At 70.9% G+C, this 14,537-nt stretch carries 8 protein-coding genes, 1 tRNA gene and 1 pseudogene; 3 read left to right on the forward strand and 7 right to left on the reverse strand.

The features are described from left to right. The first annotated feature begins 136 nt into the window (after positions 1-136). Together OG711_RS20110 and OG711_RS39240 are read left to right on the forward strand one after the other, a co-directional pair. Complete coding sequence (locus tag OG711_RS20110) at positions 137-685, forward strand: helix-turn-helix domain-containing protein (RefSeq protein WP_073782653.1); 549 nt, start codon at positions 137-139, stop codon at positions 683-685. 46 nt (positions 686-731) lie between these two features. Beyond that, positions 732-2,024: pseudogene (locus OG711_RS39240) on the forward strand (protein kinase domain-containing protein); the annotation flags it as partial. A gap of 1,345 nt (positions 2,025-3,369) precedes the next feature. Here the strand turns inward: OG711_RS39240 and OG711_RS20120 are convergent. Together OG711_RS20120 and OG711_RS20125 are read right to left on the reverse strand one after the other, a co-directional pair. Further along, the gene (locus OG711_RS20120; RefSeq protein WP_329559972.1) at positions 3,370-4,854 is read right to left on the reverse strand and encodes a hypothetical protein; all 1,485 of its coding nucleotides are present in this window, start codon (positions 4,852-4,854) and stop codon (positions 3,370-3,372) included. A gap of 560 nt (positions 4,855-5,414) precedes the next feature. Then, a complete protein-coding gene (locus OG711_RS20125) occupies positions 5,415-5,543 on the reverse strand; it encodes a DLW-39 family protein (RefSeq protein WP_003999697.1) in 129 nt (42 codons plus the stop codon). A 328-nt stretch (positions 5,544-5,871) separates the two neighbouring features. On the opposite strand from OG711_RS20125, the gene OG711_RS20130 reads away from it, so the two are divergent. Then, the gene (locus tag OG711_RS20130) at positions 5,872-6,621 is read left to right on the forward strand and encodes a DUF6344 domain-containing protein (protein ID WP_266509958.1); all 750 of its coding nucleotides are present in this window, start codon (positions 5,872-5,874) and stop codon (positions 6,619-6,621) included. Positions 6,622-7,818: 1,197 nt separating this feature from the next. Here OG711_RS20130 and OG711_RS20135 read toward each other — a convergent pair. The 5 genes from OG711_RS20135 to OG711_RS20155 all read right to left on the reverse strand — a co-directional run bounded on the left by OG711_RS20135 (position 7,819) and on the right by OG711_RS20155 (position 14,537). Further along, positions 7,819-7,892: transfer RNA gene (locus OG711_RS20135), tRNA-Ile, on the reverse strand. Between the two features lie 125 nt (positions 7,893-8,017). Next, the gene (locus OG711_RS20140; RefSeq protein WP_329559973.1) at positions 8,018-8,791 is read right to left on the reverse strand and encodes a DUF3566 domain-containing protein; all 774 of its coding nucleotides are present in this window, start codon (positions 8,789-8,791) and stop codon (positions 8,018-8,020) included. Positions 8,792-8,806: 15 nt separating this feature from the next. After that, positions 8,807-11,416: a DNA gyrase subunit A gene (gene gyrA / locus OG711_RS20145; RefSeq protein ID WP_073782643.1), complete on the reverse strand. Its 2,610-nt coding sequence runs from the start codon at positions 11,414-11,416 to the stop codon at positions 8,807-8,809. 41 nt (positions 11,417-11,457) lie between these two features. Further along, complete coding sequence (gene gyrB / locus OG711_RS20150; protein WP_323181522.1) at positions 11,458-13,578, reverse strand: DNA topoisomerase (ATP-hydrolyzing) subunit B; 2,121 nt, start codon at positions 13,576-13,578, stop codon at positions 11,458-11,460. Positions 13,579-14,015: 437 nt separating this feature from the next. Further along, entirely contained in the window at positions 14,016-14,537 is a 522-nt protein-coding gene (locus OG711_RS20155) for a DUF721 domain-containing protein (protein WP_073787198.1), read from the reverse strand.

Consider the following 14,537-nt stretch of genomic DNA (forward strand, 5'->3'; position numbering starts at 1 on the left):
GGAACCAGAGTACCGGGTCACCCCCCGAATCCCGCAAAAGGATTGGGGTCCCCGTGCGCGACCACTCTCCGTAGGATGCTCGCACGCGCTTCGCTACAGCGAACCGCGGTTCTTGGGGAAGCGATGGGGAGACGCAATGGACGCCGCACAGCAGGAAGCTACTGCAAGAGCCAGGGAGCTTCAGCGGAACTGGTACGGGGAGCCGCTGGGGGCGCTCTTCCGTAGGCTCATCGAGGACCTCGGGCTGAACCAGGCCCGGCTCGCGGGGGTCCTCGGACTCTCCGCCCCGATGCTGTCCCAGCTGATGAGCGGCCAGCGCGCCAAGATCGGCAACCCCGCCGTCGTCCAGCGGGTCCAGCTGCTCCAGGATCTCGCCGCCCAGGTCGCCGACGGCAGCGTCAGCGCCGCCGAGGCCACCGAGCGCATGGACGAGATCAAGAAGTCACAGGGCGGTTCCGTCCTCAGCAACACGACCCAGACGACGAGCAGTTCAGGAGCCCCCACGGTCAAGCGGGTCGTCCGCGAGATCCAGTCGCTGCTGCGCTCGGTCGCCGCCGCCGGGGACATCATCGACGCCGCGGACTCCCTCGCCCCCACCCACCCCGAACTGGCAGAGTTCCTCCGCGTGTACGGAGCCGGGCGCACCGCCGACGCGGTCGCCCACTATCAGGCACACCAGAGCTGAGCCACGGCCCAGCCGACCGAACACCCACGGGGAGCGACGTACGACGATGGGCGAGATCTTCGCCGGCCGGTACGAACTGGCCGACCCGATCGGACGCGGGGGCGTCGGCGCCGTCTGGCGCGCCTGGGACCACCGGCGCCACCGGTATGTGGCCGCCAAAGTCCTCCAGCAGAGCGACGCGCACACCTTGCTGCGCTTCGTCCGCGAGCAGGCGCTCCGTATCGATCATCCTCATGTCCTCGCTCCCGCCAGCTGGGCCGCCGACGACGACAAGGTCCTCTTCACCATGGACCTCGTCGCCGGCGGCTCGCTGGCCCATCTCATCGGGGACTACGGGCCGCTGCCCCCCGAGTTCGTCTGCACCCTGCTCGACCAGCTGCTCTCCGGGCTCGCCGCCGTGCACGCCGAGGACGTCGTGCACCGTGACATCAAGCCCGCCAACATCCTGCTGGAGGCGACCGGCATCGGCCGGCCCCGGCTGAGGCTGTCCGACTTCGGTATCTCGATGCGCAAGGGGGAGCCCCGGCTGACCGAGACCAACTACGTCGTCGGGACCCCCGGCTACTTCGCGCCCGAGCAGATGATGGGCGCCGAGCCCGACTTCACCGCGGACCTCTTCGCGGTGGGCCTGGTCGCCCTCTATCTCCTCCAAGGCGCGAAGCCCGATGCCAAGGCACTGATCGAGCACTTCGCCGCGCACGGCACCCCCTCCGCGCCGCAGGACATCGACGAGCCGCTGTGGCAGGTCATCGCGGGGCTGCTCCAGCCGGACCCGGAGGCGCGGTTCCGTACGGCCACCGGCGCCCGCAAGGCCCTGCTGTCCGCCGCCGAGATGCTTCCGGAGCCCGGACCGGACGACGAGCTGGTGGAGGTCTTCGACCAGATCGGCCCGCTGCCCCCAGGCTTCGGTCCGAACGGTCCGGACGCCCCCGCCCGCGCGGGCCGTCACCGGGCAGGCGCCCCCCACGCCGCCCACGGCCCCCGGGACGCCCACTCCTCGCACACCCCCACCCGTACGGGATCGGCTCCGGCGCCCCTGCCCGACCCCGCGTCCGCCTCCTCCCTCACTCCCACCCCCACTCCGCAGCCGTCCCCCACGGCTGCCCCCGACCCGGCTTCGCCCTCCCCGTTCCACGCCCCGGCACCGGACGGCTCCCCCGTCCCGGCCCCCGGACCCGTACCCCATGACCCGGCTCCCGGACTCGGGCCCATGCCTCATGCCCCGCCCCCCGGACCTGGGTCCGTGTCCCACGACCCGGCTCACACCCCCGGGTCCGTACCTCACGGCCGAGTCCCGGGACCCGCGCCGCACGAACCGACCGGCACACCCGCCCCTCCGCTTCTGCCTCCGCTGCCGCCTCCGCACGGGCGGATCTCCCCCGCTCCCGCCGCGGGCGGCTTCTCTCCGTACCCCGCCGACCTCCACGGCAACAGCCCGTCCGAGAGCGGTCCCTCCTCCCGGCTCGCCGCGCACCCACGGAGCGGCGCGCACCCGCAACCGGGCTCGCCCCACGGGGTGCAGGCCGATCCCCCGGTCCCGCCCGGACCACCACCGGCGGCTCCCGTACCTCCCGTACCCGTACCTCCCGCCTACGATCCGACGCCACCGGGCGTCACCCCGCCCGACCCCAGCGGGGCCCACGCCCCCGGTCGGTCCGCCATGTCGGAAACGGGCAGCTTCTATCTCCCACCGCCGCCACCGACGGCCCAGCCGCCCTCCATCAGCTCCTCCCACTCCGTCGATTCCGTCGATTCCGTCGATTCCGTCGAGCAGTGGCGGCCCCATCCGACGGGCCACGGCCTCACCACGGGCAGCGGCGCAGAGGCGAACCCGGGGCTCGGCACGGAACCAGGCACCAGCAGCGGCCCACCCCCCGTCTCCCCCGGCCGGAACCCCGACCCGCACCCCCACCCGCACTCGCCCCCGTACCCCGAGCCACAGCCACAGCCACAGCCACAGCCACAGCCACAGCCACAGCCACAGCCACAGGCGACGGGGCCGTCGCACCAGCAGTTCCCCGGCGGACCGCACTCCGCCTCGCCCCCGCACGCCCCCTCGGCCCTCTCGCCCTCCTCCGATCCGCCGTACTCCACGACCGGGCACCTGCCCTCCGCGCCACCCGCGAGCGGTCACGCCCAACCAACGGCACCGCGGCATCCCGGCTCCCCCGCCTCCCGGGCAGCCCGAACCGACCCTGCGTACGCCCAGCACGCCCCGTACCCCCAGCACGCCCATCGCCCCCCGCACCCAGCCGACTTCGCCGCCTTCGCCGATCCCGACGACTTCGCCCAGGCGGACACCGCTGCCAGGCGGGAGGATCAGGCCCCTACTCTTCCGTACACCGCCCGAGCCCCTCGGGTTCCCGATCCGGTGCCGGATGTTTCCGCCCCGGCCCATGAACGCCGACCGCGAACGGCCCTCGAACGCCGACCGGGACCGCCCCCGAAGGTCACGGTCCCGGTACTCGTCCTGGCCCTGCTCTGCTTCGCCGTGGGCATCTGGGCCCTGACCCAGACCTGACGGCAACGCCAGATGACCCGGACCCAATGACCTGAACCTGACCGGCGGACGGCCCTGCCCAAGCCAGTGCCTGCGCCCGCCCTTGCACCGGCACCCACACCCGCACCGGCACCGGCACCGGCACCCGGCACCCGGCACCCGGCACCCGGCACGCAAACCCTCGTCAACGACCCGGGCTTCTCCTCCGCCGCCCCCGAGGCACCGCGCCGACCGCGGCATCGTCACCAGCCCCACCCCTGGACCCGCCGCCCCCGGCCCCGGACCCACCTCCGGGCCCACGCCCGCCCCCGCCCCCGCTCCCGTCCACACCCCGGACCGGGGACAGCCGCCCGGAAGCGGCCCGCCGCCGGGCAAGCACCGTCCACCCGACCAGGAACAGCACCAGCGCGGTCCCCAGCCCGAAGGACCCGACGGCCAGTGCCCGCATCGTCGCGGGGTCGCGTGCTTCCGTCGTCCCGTCGCCGGCTCCGTCGGTCCCGCCCTGCCGCGCCTGTTCCTTGTCCTGGGCCGTGACCCCGAACTCCTCGGCGGGCACGAACTCACCGTCGTAGGCGGGTGCCGCCGCGCCGGACGGGTTCCCGTCGACCCGGACCCGCAGGGTCAGCCCGATGGGCTCCTCGCCGAAGGTCTCGGCGACCTCCTCGCTGAGGTGCACCGCGAGGTAGTACCGACCGCTGAACCGCATCCCCTTGACGTCGTCGGACACGTGATAGCGGTTCTCGTAGCGCACCGGGGGCAGCGGGTCGAAGGCGGCGACCTTCTGCTTGCCGTCATAGGTGCTCTGCGTCTGGTCGACGGGCCCGCGCGCAGGGTTGAAGAGCGTGAGGACCAGCGCGGACGGCACGAACCCGTCGCCCGGGGCGGTGCCCAGTTCCGCGCGGGCGGAGAGTTGCTGCCCCCAGTCGACGGGGACCCAGTAGTACCGGGTCTGACCGGCCCGTATCCCGTCCTGCCAGACGCCCGGTTCCAGGCCGGGCGCGCTGTTGAAGCTGGTGCCTCCCGCCCGCGTCCGCTGATCCCCGGTCATGGGCACGGGGGAGGCGGAGTTCCAGGTCTCCGGCGCGGCGGTCGGCCCGAGCGTCCGTACCCGGGGCTCGGACGAGACGCGCAGCTCCAGTTCCCACGGGTCCCGCGTGGACGTGGGCTCGCTCTCGCGCTCGACCACGACGTAGTACGTTCCGGCGGTCTTGCAGCTGTAGGTGCCCGGACCGATCCGGCGGGTCGCCCAGGTACTGATCGGCCGGGGACTCTCGGAGCTGCCGAAACGGGTGCGCTCGGAGGAGCAGTTGATGCCGTTGCCGTCCTCCACGGAGACGGCGAGACCGTCCCGGAAGGACACCTTCGCCCCGAGTCCCGGTACGGCCGTGGCCGACACGTAGACACTCTCCTGAGCACCGAGCTCCAGCCGGTAGTACAGCTTCCCCGGACGGGCCAGGGCGCTGCGGTACGTGCGCCCCGGGGTGAGCCGCTCGGCGTCGGTACTGCTCCCGGCACCGGTGACCTGACGGGCGCCCTCGTCGAAGGCGTACGGCCCCGGCGCACCGATCGCGGGGACCGAACCGGCTTCCGACGCGGTACCGACGCCCGCCGCCGTACCGGCGACCGGGCCGGTGGTACCGACGCCCGGCACCGTACCGACCGCAGGCACCGTACCGACCGCAGGCACCGCACCCCGCACGGAACCCGCACCCGCACCCGCCTCCGCCCCCGCAGCCGTCCCAGGCCCCGCAGCCGCCAAGACCGCACACAGCGCGGCCCCCGCGCCCAGCACCGCCCGGAATCCGCCGTACCGCCGCCCCGTCAGCCGCGCCATCCCGCGCCCACCCCTCTCCGGTCCGCCCTCGTCGTCACCCGCCCGGCCGACACCCGGGTGCCCCCGGCCATCCTGCCGCGCCCGCCACCGGTCTGTCCGCCGCACCCGTACAGGACCGTGGCGAGTCCGCGAACCGTCGGCATCCCACCCAGGGATTCGCTATCACAAAGGTTCCCTTCGCGCACGCGAAGCAGAGGGAACGGGAACGAGGGAGAAGGAGGAGCGGGCGGAGAAGGAAAGAGAGGGGAGAGGAAGGACGAAGCCCCGGACACATGTCCGGACGACCCCGGACGCGTTCCCCGGCAACCCCGGGCCCGTTCCCGACGTGCGCCGGACACACAGAGACCCCGGCCGCTCGGGGCTGCCGGGGTCTTCGAAGTGATGGGTGTTGTTGATCACGAACCCGTGGGCACGGAGTCGGTCGCCTCCGTCCACAGGTCCTGCTCGGCGCGATCCGCCTGGATCTGGCGGTACACGAGGAGCCCGCCGATAGCGGCCAGTGCGACCAGGAGAAGCTTCTTCACCGCGCGACCTCGTCTTTCCTTGACGTAGGGGACCTCTGGCGCCCGACTATACACACCGACCGATATCGATCGGTGACCTGCCCGGAGGGCGCCAACTGCCGCCCCGGACACCCCTCAAGCAACGACGCGGAGCGCGCGAAGGCACTCCCCCCCCTCTTCCCACATGGTGACTTTCGCCGCTCCAGCCCATTTTTAGGGACGGATGCCCCCATCCGAGTGGTGTTCATCTGAAGATCAACGCGTCATCCACGTCGGTCCTTCCCTCACGGGCCTCCATACACATGATGAGGAAAGTACGCAAATCGCCCAACCCGAAAGTGAGGGAATCATGTCCAGGGACAAGGTCATGGCGCTGTGGACAGCGCTCATCTCCGCGATCGTCGCGGTACTCGCCACACTGGGGCTCTCCTCCCCGGCCGTCGCCGCCCCGGTACAGCAGACCGGTGAGGCCCGCAACAGCGCTCCGGCGGCCAGGGAGGCGAGCAAGCCGGCGGCCACGGCACCGGCCCGGTACGACCGCTCCTTGCCGCCCACGATGAAGCAACGCATCCGTGCGGAGGCACACGGCTCCTCGCCGAGTTGCCGCTCCTGCGCCGCCCCGTACGACTTCGACGCGGCACTGGCCGAGGTCGTGAACGCCGCGCTCGATCCCGACGGCGGCAGCACGGCGGTTCCGGCACCGGCCCCCGCCCCGCACACCCCGCCCACGGCACAGGGGACCCCGTCCGGCGTCACGGCGACCGCCCACCAGCGAGCCGTCTCGGACCACGGCCCCAAGCAGCACGGCTCCAAGCAGCACGGCCCTGAGCAGCACGGCTCCAAGTCGCACGGCCCCAAGTCGCAATCCCCCGCGACCCACCGGCCCACGTCGCACCGGCCCGCCGCCTCGCACGGCCCCGCGACCCACCGTCCCGCCTCACACCGGCCCACCTCGGACGGACCCACTTCGCACCGGCCCAACCCGCACGGGCCTGCCTCGCACCAGCCCGCTTCGCGCGCCGGAAGCGCACAGCACCCCGTTTCGCACGAGAACGGTCATGACACCGCGCAGCACGCGCATGTCCCGGCACCCCGCTGAACAGCGGCGCGCGCATGACCCGCGCCCCGAGCACGGCTCAACCGCCGTACGCCCCGCACAGCGCACCGCCACACCCCGCCGAAGCGCATACGGAGCCAAGCCGACCCCGGCACCCCGGCGCACGCGACAGGCGGCACACCTGGCAGACGGCACACACGGCAGACGCGGGACACGACACAGCCGGCACACAACGGCACAGCCCAACGACTCCAGCCCCGACCGCCGAACACCCGGACCCCAGACAGTCCCCGCGGCCGGACGAACGGCGCCACCCCACCTACGAGGTGTCCACCCCGTACGACACATCCGCCGGCCCACGACAGCCGACCGGCCCAACCGCGATACACCCCGCACCACACGGCACCGCACAGCACCGCACAGCACCGCATCACCTGAAGCGCCACCCGTGACGCACCACTCAGCGGTCAACGGGAAACAGCCACAGAAGGCAGCGAACACCCTGGTACCAGCTCAGCGACCCCGCCGACAGGCGACAGCAGCCCCACAGCAACGGGCACCGAACCACAGGCAACGGACATCGCCAGCGGCCGGCAGTAACGGCCCGACAGGAACAGCCCGACAGGAACAGCAGGACACGTACACCACGTACGACACGACGACACGACAGACGCAGCACCACGACGCCGCACAACACGAGCGGTACGACGAGCAGCACGAGGGAACGGCACGAAGACGACAAGCCGCCGCCCACGTACGCCCGCCTGCCCGAGAGCCCGATCAGCGCAACCAGCGCAACACCACTGAAGGCGACCGCCTGAAGGCAACCGTCTAGAAGGCGCCCGACCGCGTTCAGTGACCCACGCACGCCCCACGGCAGCAGCGCCCTCGCCCCCAGGCGACGAGCCACTGCCCCCACAGCCGATCCCACCCCACGTGTCCCCACCCACAGGGACGCGCGTTTCCGCATGCCCGGGCATCGACCACAGGCAAGGGACCGCAAAGGGCACAGGGCACAGAACCAGCGGAACCAGCAGAGCCACCGGCGGACACCAACCCGGCAGCCAGGCGACCCGACCCCCCGGCGACCCAGCACCCCAGGGACCAGCACCCTCGCGCCCCCGCGAACCCGCAGACGCACCCCCGACGCACCCAAACGCCACGCAGGCCACACACAAACGCAGACGCCCGGCAGGTCCAGTGGACCTGCCGGGCGTCTGACCAGCCATCGGGCTGCTGTGGGGCTAACAGGATTTGAACCTGTGGCCTCATCCTTATCAGGGATGCGCTCTAACCAACTGAGCTATAGCCCCGCCGCGCTGCGCGCTGACCTCTGAAGATTAGCGCACGACGCGCTCAGTCCCAAAATCGGTTGCCGGGCCCCGTCGGGGCGGCCCGATCCCCTGGTCAGGGACATGTCCGTGAAAGCCGGAGGCGGCTACTCGTCCTCCGCCAGGGTCAGCTCCACGCCGCCCACGAATCCCGCCGACAGGTTGTAGATGAAGGCGCCGAGGGTGGCCAGCGCGGTCGCGAGGACCACGTCGATGACCGCGATGATGCTGGTGAACATCAGGACGCGGGGCAGCGACAGGAACGACTGGAGGTCGAAGCCGTTCGACTCGTTGGAGCCGGTGGCCTCCGAGATCGTGCCGCCGACCGTCGAGAAGACGCCCATCGCGTCCATGACCATCCACAGCACGGCGGCCGCGATGATCGTGCAGATCCCGAGGGCGATGGAGAGCAGGAAACTGACCTTCATCACCGACCACGGGTCGGCCTTGGCGACCCGCAGCCGCGCCTTGCGGGTACGGGGCGTGGTCCGTGCCCCGGTCCGCGGCCGGCGGACGGCGCCCGAGGGGGCCGTCTGGTACGCCTGCGGCGGGTGGTAGGGCTGACCACCGGGCTGCTGGGGCCGTTCGCCCGGCAGAGCGCCCTCCTGGGCCCCTGAGGGGGCGCCGGCACGGCCCTCCGGGGCCTGGCCCGCGTACCCGTCGTAGCTCTGGGTCCGCGGACCTCTGGTGTCCGTCACAGTTCCCCCCTGGGATACGTGGGATTCATCGGAGGCGGGTGAGACCGAAGCGGAACCGCGGGCGCCGTCCTGGCCGGCGGCGCGTGCCTCCGCGGGGGCGGCCGGGCCGGACCGGTCCTCGGTTCCGGCCCGGCCCTGCCGACCCGCGGCACCGGAAGATCCGGCGCCCGTGGCTCCGCTCACGTGTCTCTCCTCGCGCTACTCGGCCGGGGGCCGCGCGCCCTCGTCCGTGCCCTGGTCCGGGGCGGTGGCCGTCCCGGTGGCCGGATCGGCGTCGGTGTCGGCGGCGGTCCCACCGTCGACCTCCTCGGCCTCCCGACCGGCCTCGGCGTTGCGTGCGATACCGACCACGGCATCGCGCTTGCCCAGGTTGATCAGTTGGACGCCCATGGTGTCACGGCCCGTCTCCCTGACCTCGTTGACTCGCGTGCGAATCACACCGCCGCCGAGCGTGATGGCGAGGATCTCGTCCGTCTCCTCCACCACCAGCGCGCCGACCAGCGAACCGCGGTCCTCCACGATCTTGGCGGCCTTGATACCGAGGCCGCCGCGGCCCTGGACGCGGTACTCGTCGACCGGGGTGCGCTTGGCGTACCCGCCGTCGGTTGCGGTGAAGACGAACGTACCGGGCCGGACGACATTCATCGAGAGGAGCTGGTCCCCCTCGCGGAAACTCATCCCCTTCACACCGGAGGTGGCGCGGCCCATCGGGCGCAGCGCGTCGTCCGTGGCGGTGAAGCGGATCGACTGCGCCTTACGGCTGATCAGCAGGAGGTCGTCCTCGGCGGACACCAGTTCCGCGCCGATCAGCTCGTCGTCGGAACCGTCCTCGGTCTCCCGGAGGTTGATCGCGATGACACCGCCGGAGCGGGGCGAGTCGTAGTCCTTGAGCGAGGTCTTCTTGACCAGGCCGCCCTTGGTCGCGAGGACCAGGTAGGGCGCGGCCTCGTAGTCGCGGACGGCGAGGATCTCGGCGATCGCCTCGTCCGGCTGGAAGGCCAGCAGGTTGGCGACGTGCTGCCCGCGCGCGTCGCGTCCGGCGTCGGGGAGCTCGTACGCCTTGGCGCGGTAGACGCGGCCCTTGTTGGTGAAGAACAGCAGCCAGTGGTGGGTGGTGGACACGAAGAAGTGGTCGACGATGTCGTCTTCCTTGAGCTTCGTGCCGCGTACGCCCTTGCCGCCGCGCTTCTGCGAGCGGTAGTCGTCCGTCTTGGTCCGCTTGACGTAACCGCCGCGCGAGATCGTGACGACGATGTCCTCCTCGGCGATCAGGTCCTCGATGGACATGTCACCGTCGAAGGGCACGAGCTGGGAGCGGCGGTCGTCGGCGAACTTCTCGACGATCGCGGCCAGCTCCTCGCTGATAATGCCGCGCTGGCGGACGGGCGAGGCGAGGATCGCGTTGTACTCGGTGATCTTCGCCTGGAGCTCGTCGTGCTCCTGGATGATCTTCTGGCGCTCCAGCGCGGCGAGGCGGCGGAGCTGCATCTCCAGGATGGCGTTCGACTGGATCTCGTCGATCTGGAGCAGGTCCATCAGGCCGGTGCGCGCGATGTCGACGGTGTCGCTGCGCCGGATGAGGGCGATGACCTCGTCGATCGCGTCCAGGGCCTTCAGCAGACCGCGCAGGATGTGCGCGCGCTCCTCGGCCTTGCGCAGCCGGAACTTCGTCCGGCGGACGATGACCTCGACCTGGTGGGCCACCCAGTGACGGATGAACGCGTCGAGGGACAGGGTGCGCGGCACCCCGTCGACCAGGGCCAGCATGTTGGCGCCGAAGTTGGTCTGGAGCTCGGTGTGCTTGTAGAGGTTGTTGAGGACGACCTTGGCGACCGCGTCCCGCTTGAGGACGATGACCAGGCGCTGCCCGGTGCGGGAGCTGGTCTCGTCGCGGACGTCGGCGATCCCGCCGACCCTGCCGTCCTTGACGAGGTCGGCGATCTTCTGCGCGAGGTTGTCCGGGTTGACCTGGTACGGAAGCTCCGTGACCACCAGGCACTGGCGGTTCTGGATCTCCTCGACCTCGACGACCGCGCGCATGGTGATGGAGCCGCGACCGGTGCGGTACGCCTCCTCGATGCCCTTGCGGCCGACGACGAGGGCGCCGGTCGGGAAGTCGGGGCCCTTGATGCGCTCCATCAGCGCGTCGAGGAGCTCCTCATGGCCGGCGTCCGGGTGGTCCAGGTACCACTGGGCACCGGCGGCGACCTCGCGGAGGTTGTGCGGCGGGATGTTGGTGGCCATGCCGACCGCGATCCCGGCGGCGCCGTTGATCAGCAGGTTCGGGAAGCGGGCCGGCAGGACGGTCGGCTCCTGGGAGCGGCCGTCGTAGTTGTCCGTGAAGTCGACGGTGTCCTCGTCGATGTCCCGGACCATCTCCATGGACAGCGGCGCCATCTTGCACTCGGTGTAGCGCATGGCGGCGGCCGGGTCGTTGCCCGGGGAGCCGAAGTTGCCGTTGGAGTCCACCAGCGGCATCCGCATCGACCAGTGCTGCGCCAGACGGACCAGCGCGTCGTAGATCGAGGAGTCGCCGTGCGGGTGGTAGTTGCCCATGACGTCGCCGACGACGCGGGCACACTTGTAGAAACCCTTCTCGGGCCGGTAGCCGCCGTCGTACATCGCGTACAGCACCCGGCGGTGGACGGGCTTGAGGCCGTCGCGTACGTCGGGCAGGGCGCGGGACACGATGACGGACATCGCGTAGTCGAGGTACGAGCGCTGCATCTCGGTTTCGAGCCCGACGGGCTCGATCCGCATGACGGGGCCCTGGTCCTCGGTCGTGCCTGTGGGGTTCTGGTCGGTCATGCTGGTGCGGGTCCTTTCTGCGCGGTCAGGCTGAGACCGACTCAGATGTCGAGGAAGCGGACGTCCTTGGCGTTGCGCTGGATGAACTGGCGGCGGGCCTCGACGTCCTCACCCATGAGGACGGAGAAGAGGTCGTCGGCCTGTGCGGCGTCGTCCAGGGTGACCTGGCCGAGCACCCGGTGCTCGACGTCCATGGTGGTGATGCGCAGCTCCTCGGCGTTCATCTCGCCGAGGCCCTTGAAGCGCTGGATGGAGTCCTCCCGGATGCGCTTGCCGTTCTGGCGGCCCAGCTCGATCAGCGCGTCGCGCTCACGGTCGGCGTAGGCGTACTCGAAGTCGTCCCGGCCCCACTTGATCTTGTACAGCGGGGGGCGCGACAGGTAGACGTGCCCGGCCTCGACCAGCGGACGCATGAAGCGGAAGAGGAACGTCAGCAGCAGGGTGTTGATGTGCTGGCCGTCGACGTCGGCGTCCGCCATCAGGATGATCTTGTGATAGCGCAGCTTCGCGATGTCGAAGTCCTCGTGGACACCGGTACCGAAGGCACTGATCAGCGCCTGGATCTCGGTGTTCTGGAGGATCTTGTCGATCCGGGCCTTCTCGACGTTCAGGATCTTGCCGCGGATCGGCAGGATGGCCTGGTACATCGGGTCACGGCCGGACTTGGCGGAGCCGCCGGCCGAGTCGCCCTCGACGATGAAGATCTCGCACTTGGTGGGGTCGTTCGACTGGCAGTCCGACAGCTTGCCCGGCAGGGACGCCGTCTCCAGCAGGCCCTTGCGACGGGTCAGGTCGCGCGCCTTACGGGCCGCCACGCGCGCGTAGGCGGCCTGGATCGACTTGCGGATGATGTCCGCGGCCTCGTTGGGGTTGCGGTCCAGCCAGTCGGCGAGGTGCTGGTTGACGACCTTCTGGACGAAGGTCTTCGCCTCGGTGTTGCCCAGCTTGGTCTTCGTCTGGCCCTCGAACTGCGGCTCACCGAGCTTGACCGAGATGATCGCCGTCAGACCCTCGCGGATGTCGTCGCCCGTGAGGTTGTCGTCCTTCTCGCGCAGCAGCTTCTTGTCGCGCGCGTAGCGGTTGATCAGCGCGGTCAGCGCGGCGCGGAAGCCCTCTTCGTGGGTACCGCCCTCATGCGTGTGGATCGTGTTCGCGAAGGAGTAGACGCCCTCGGTGTAACCGCTGTTCCACTGCATCGCGACCTCAAGGGACAGGAGCCTGTCCTTGTCCTCGGCCTCGATGTCGATGACGGTCTCGTGCACCACCTCGCCCTTGCGGGAGTTGAGGTACTTCACGAAGTCGACCAGGCCGCCCTCGTAGTGGTACGAGACCGTGCGCGCGTGCGCATCGGTGTCGTCGCTCGGCTGGTCGGTGTCGGCACCGGCCGTGGCCTTCGCGGAGTCGCGCTCGTCCGTGAGTTTGATCGTCAAACCCTTGTTGAGGAACGCCATCTCCTGGAAACGCCGCGACAGCGTCTCGAAGGAGTACTCCGTGGACTCGAAGATGTCCGGGTCGGCCCAGAAGGTGACGGACGTGCCCGTCTCGTCGGTGGCCGCGCCGCGCGCCAGCGGGGCGGTCGGGACGCCCAGCTTGTAGTCCTGGGTCCAGTGGTGGCCGTCGCGCTTGACCTCGACGGCGACCCGGGTGGACAGGGCGTTCACCACGGAGACACCCACACCGTGCAGACCGCCGGAGACCGCGTAGCCGCCGCCTCCGAACTTGCCGCCCGCGTGGAGCACGGTCAGCACGACCTCGATGGCCGGCTTGTTCTCCGAGGGCACGATGTCGACCGGGATGCCGCGGCCGTTGTCGATGACCCGGACGCCGCCGTCGGGCAGGATCGTGACGTCGATGGTGTCCGCGTGACCGGCCAGCGCCTCGTCCACGGAGTTGTCGACGACCTCGGACACGAGGTGGTGCAGACCGCGCTCACCGGTCGAGCCGATGTACATGCCAGGGCGCTTGCGGACCGCGTCCAGTCCTTCGAGGACGGTGATCGCGCTCGCGTCGTACGACGAGGACACGCTGTGCGCGCTCTCGCGGGCCGCGGGTGCTTCCGGTACGGCCTCTGCGGCCGCGGCGGAATCGCCGGAGCCGGTGGAAGGGATGTTCTCGTTGGGGTTGCCGGAATCGGCCACGAAGCGCCCTTTCTGGCACAGCACAAGCCAGTCGCCCGGCGGTGGCCGGAGCGGCTGCGGCGTGATGCGTGGGTAAGCCTGTATCAGCGTTGCTCGGTGTGTGTCCCCCGAGTGCGGCGGGATTGTGCTCCAGTCTACCGGTAGCGCCGACAGCGATGGGGGTTTGCCGGTACCTGAGTCCGCATGTGCCGCCCTGAACCGGTCTCTCCCGACTCCCCATATGCGCCCCAGGGGGCGAAGTGGCTCACAGCGGCACTCAGCGCTTCGGGGCGTCAACCCCGAGCGACCACGCCCGAGTGACGCAGAACACATGATTCCGGGCGGGCGGGAAGACGCCGCGGGCGGACCGGTCGACAGCGGGTCAGGAGTCGACCGACAAGGCTGTGACCAGCGCAGACATCACCAGGGACAGGGGGTGGGGGACCGGGCGCCCGGCGCACGGGCGGCGCGGGCCGGCGGGCTCAGCCGTAGGTGTCGCCGGGTCCGGTGCTGCCGGGGGCACGCAAGGGGCCGAAGCGACGGGCGGGACCTGTGGGGCCGTGCACCTTGATCAGCTTCACGGTGCCATGACCCAGGTCCTCGTTCAGCCGGGCCACCAGCTGCGGGGCGAGCAGCCTCAGCTGGGTCGCCCACGCCGTCGAGTCGCACTGCACGCTCAGGACGCGCTCGTCCTCGTCGTAACGCTGGGGCACACAATGATTGGCCAGATCGTCACCGACGATCTGCGGCCAGCGGCCCATGACCCCGCCGACCGCCGCCGGGGTCTCCCAGCCGCGCTCGGTGATCAGCCGGTTGATGGCGGCGCCGAGCGCCATCGGGTCGCGCCCGTCCGCGCGGGCACCGGAGCGCAGCCCGCCGCGGCGCGCCTGCTTCTTCTGGGCCGCCGCGTCTCCACGCGCGCGTGCCTGCTCCTTCGCCGCCCGCAGCGCGACCCGCGCGAGATCGACACCGCTCGGGGCGGCCGTCCCACCGGCCGGGTCCAC

Origin of the sequence: Streptomyces uncialis, assembly GCF_036250755.1 — a bacterium.
Lineage (GTDB): Bacteria > Actinomycetota > Actinomycetes > Streptomycetales > Streptomycetaceae > Streptomyces > Streptomyces uncialis.

What these genes read in the sequence shown, in the direction of transcription:
- OG711_RS20110 (WP_073782653.1), top strand. Translation starts at nt 137, where the DNA reads ATGGACGCCGCACAGCAGGAAGCTACTGCAAGAGCCAGGGAGCTTCAG.
- OG711_RS20130 (WP_266509958.1), top strand. Translation starts at nt 5,872, where the DNA reads ATGTCCAGGGACAAGGTCATGGCGCTGTGGACAGCGCTCATCTCCGCG.
- gyrA (WP_073782643.1), bottom strand. Translation starts at nt 11,416, where the DNA reads ATGACCGACCAGAACCCCACAGGCACGACCGAGGACCAGGGCCCCGTC.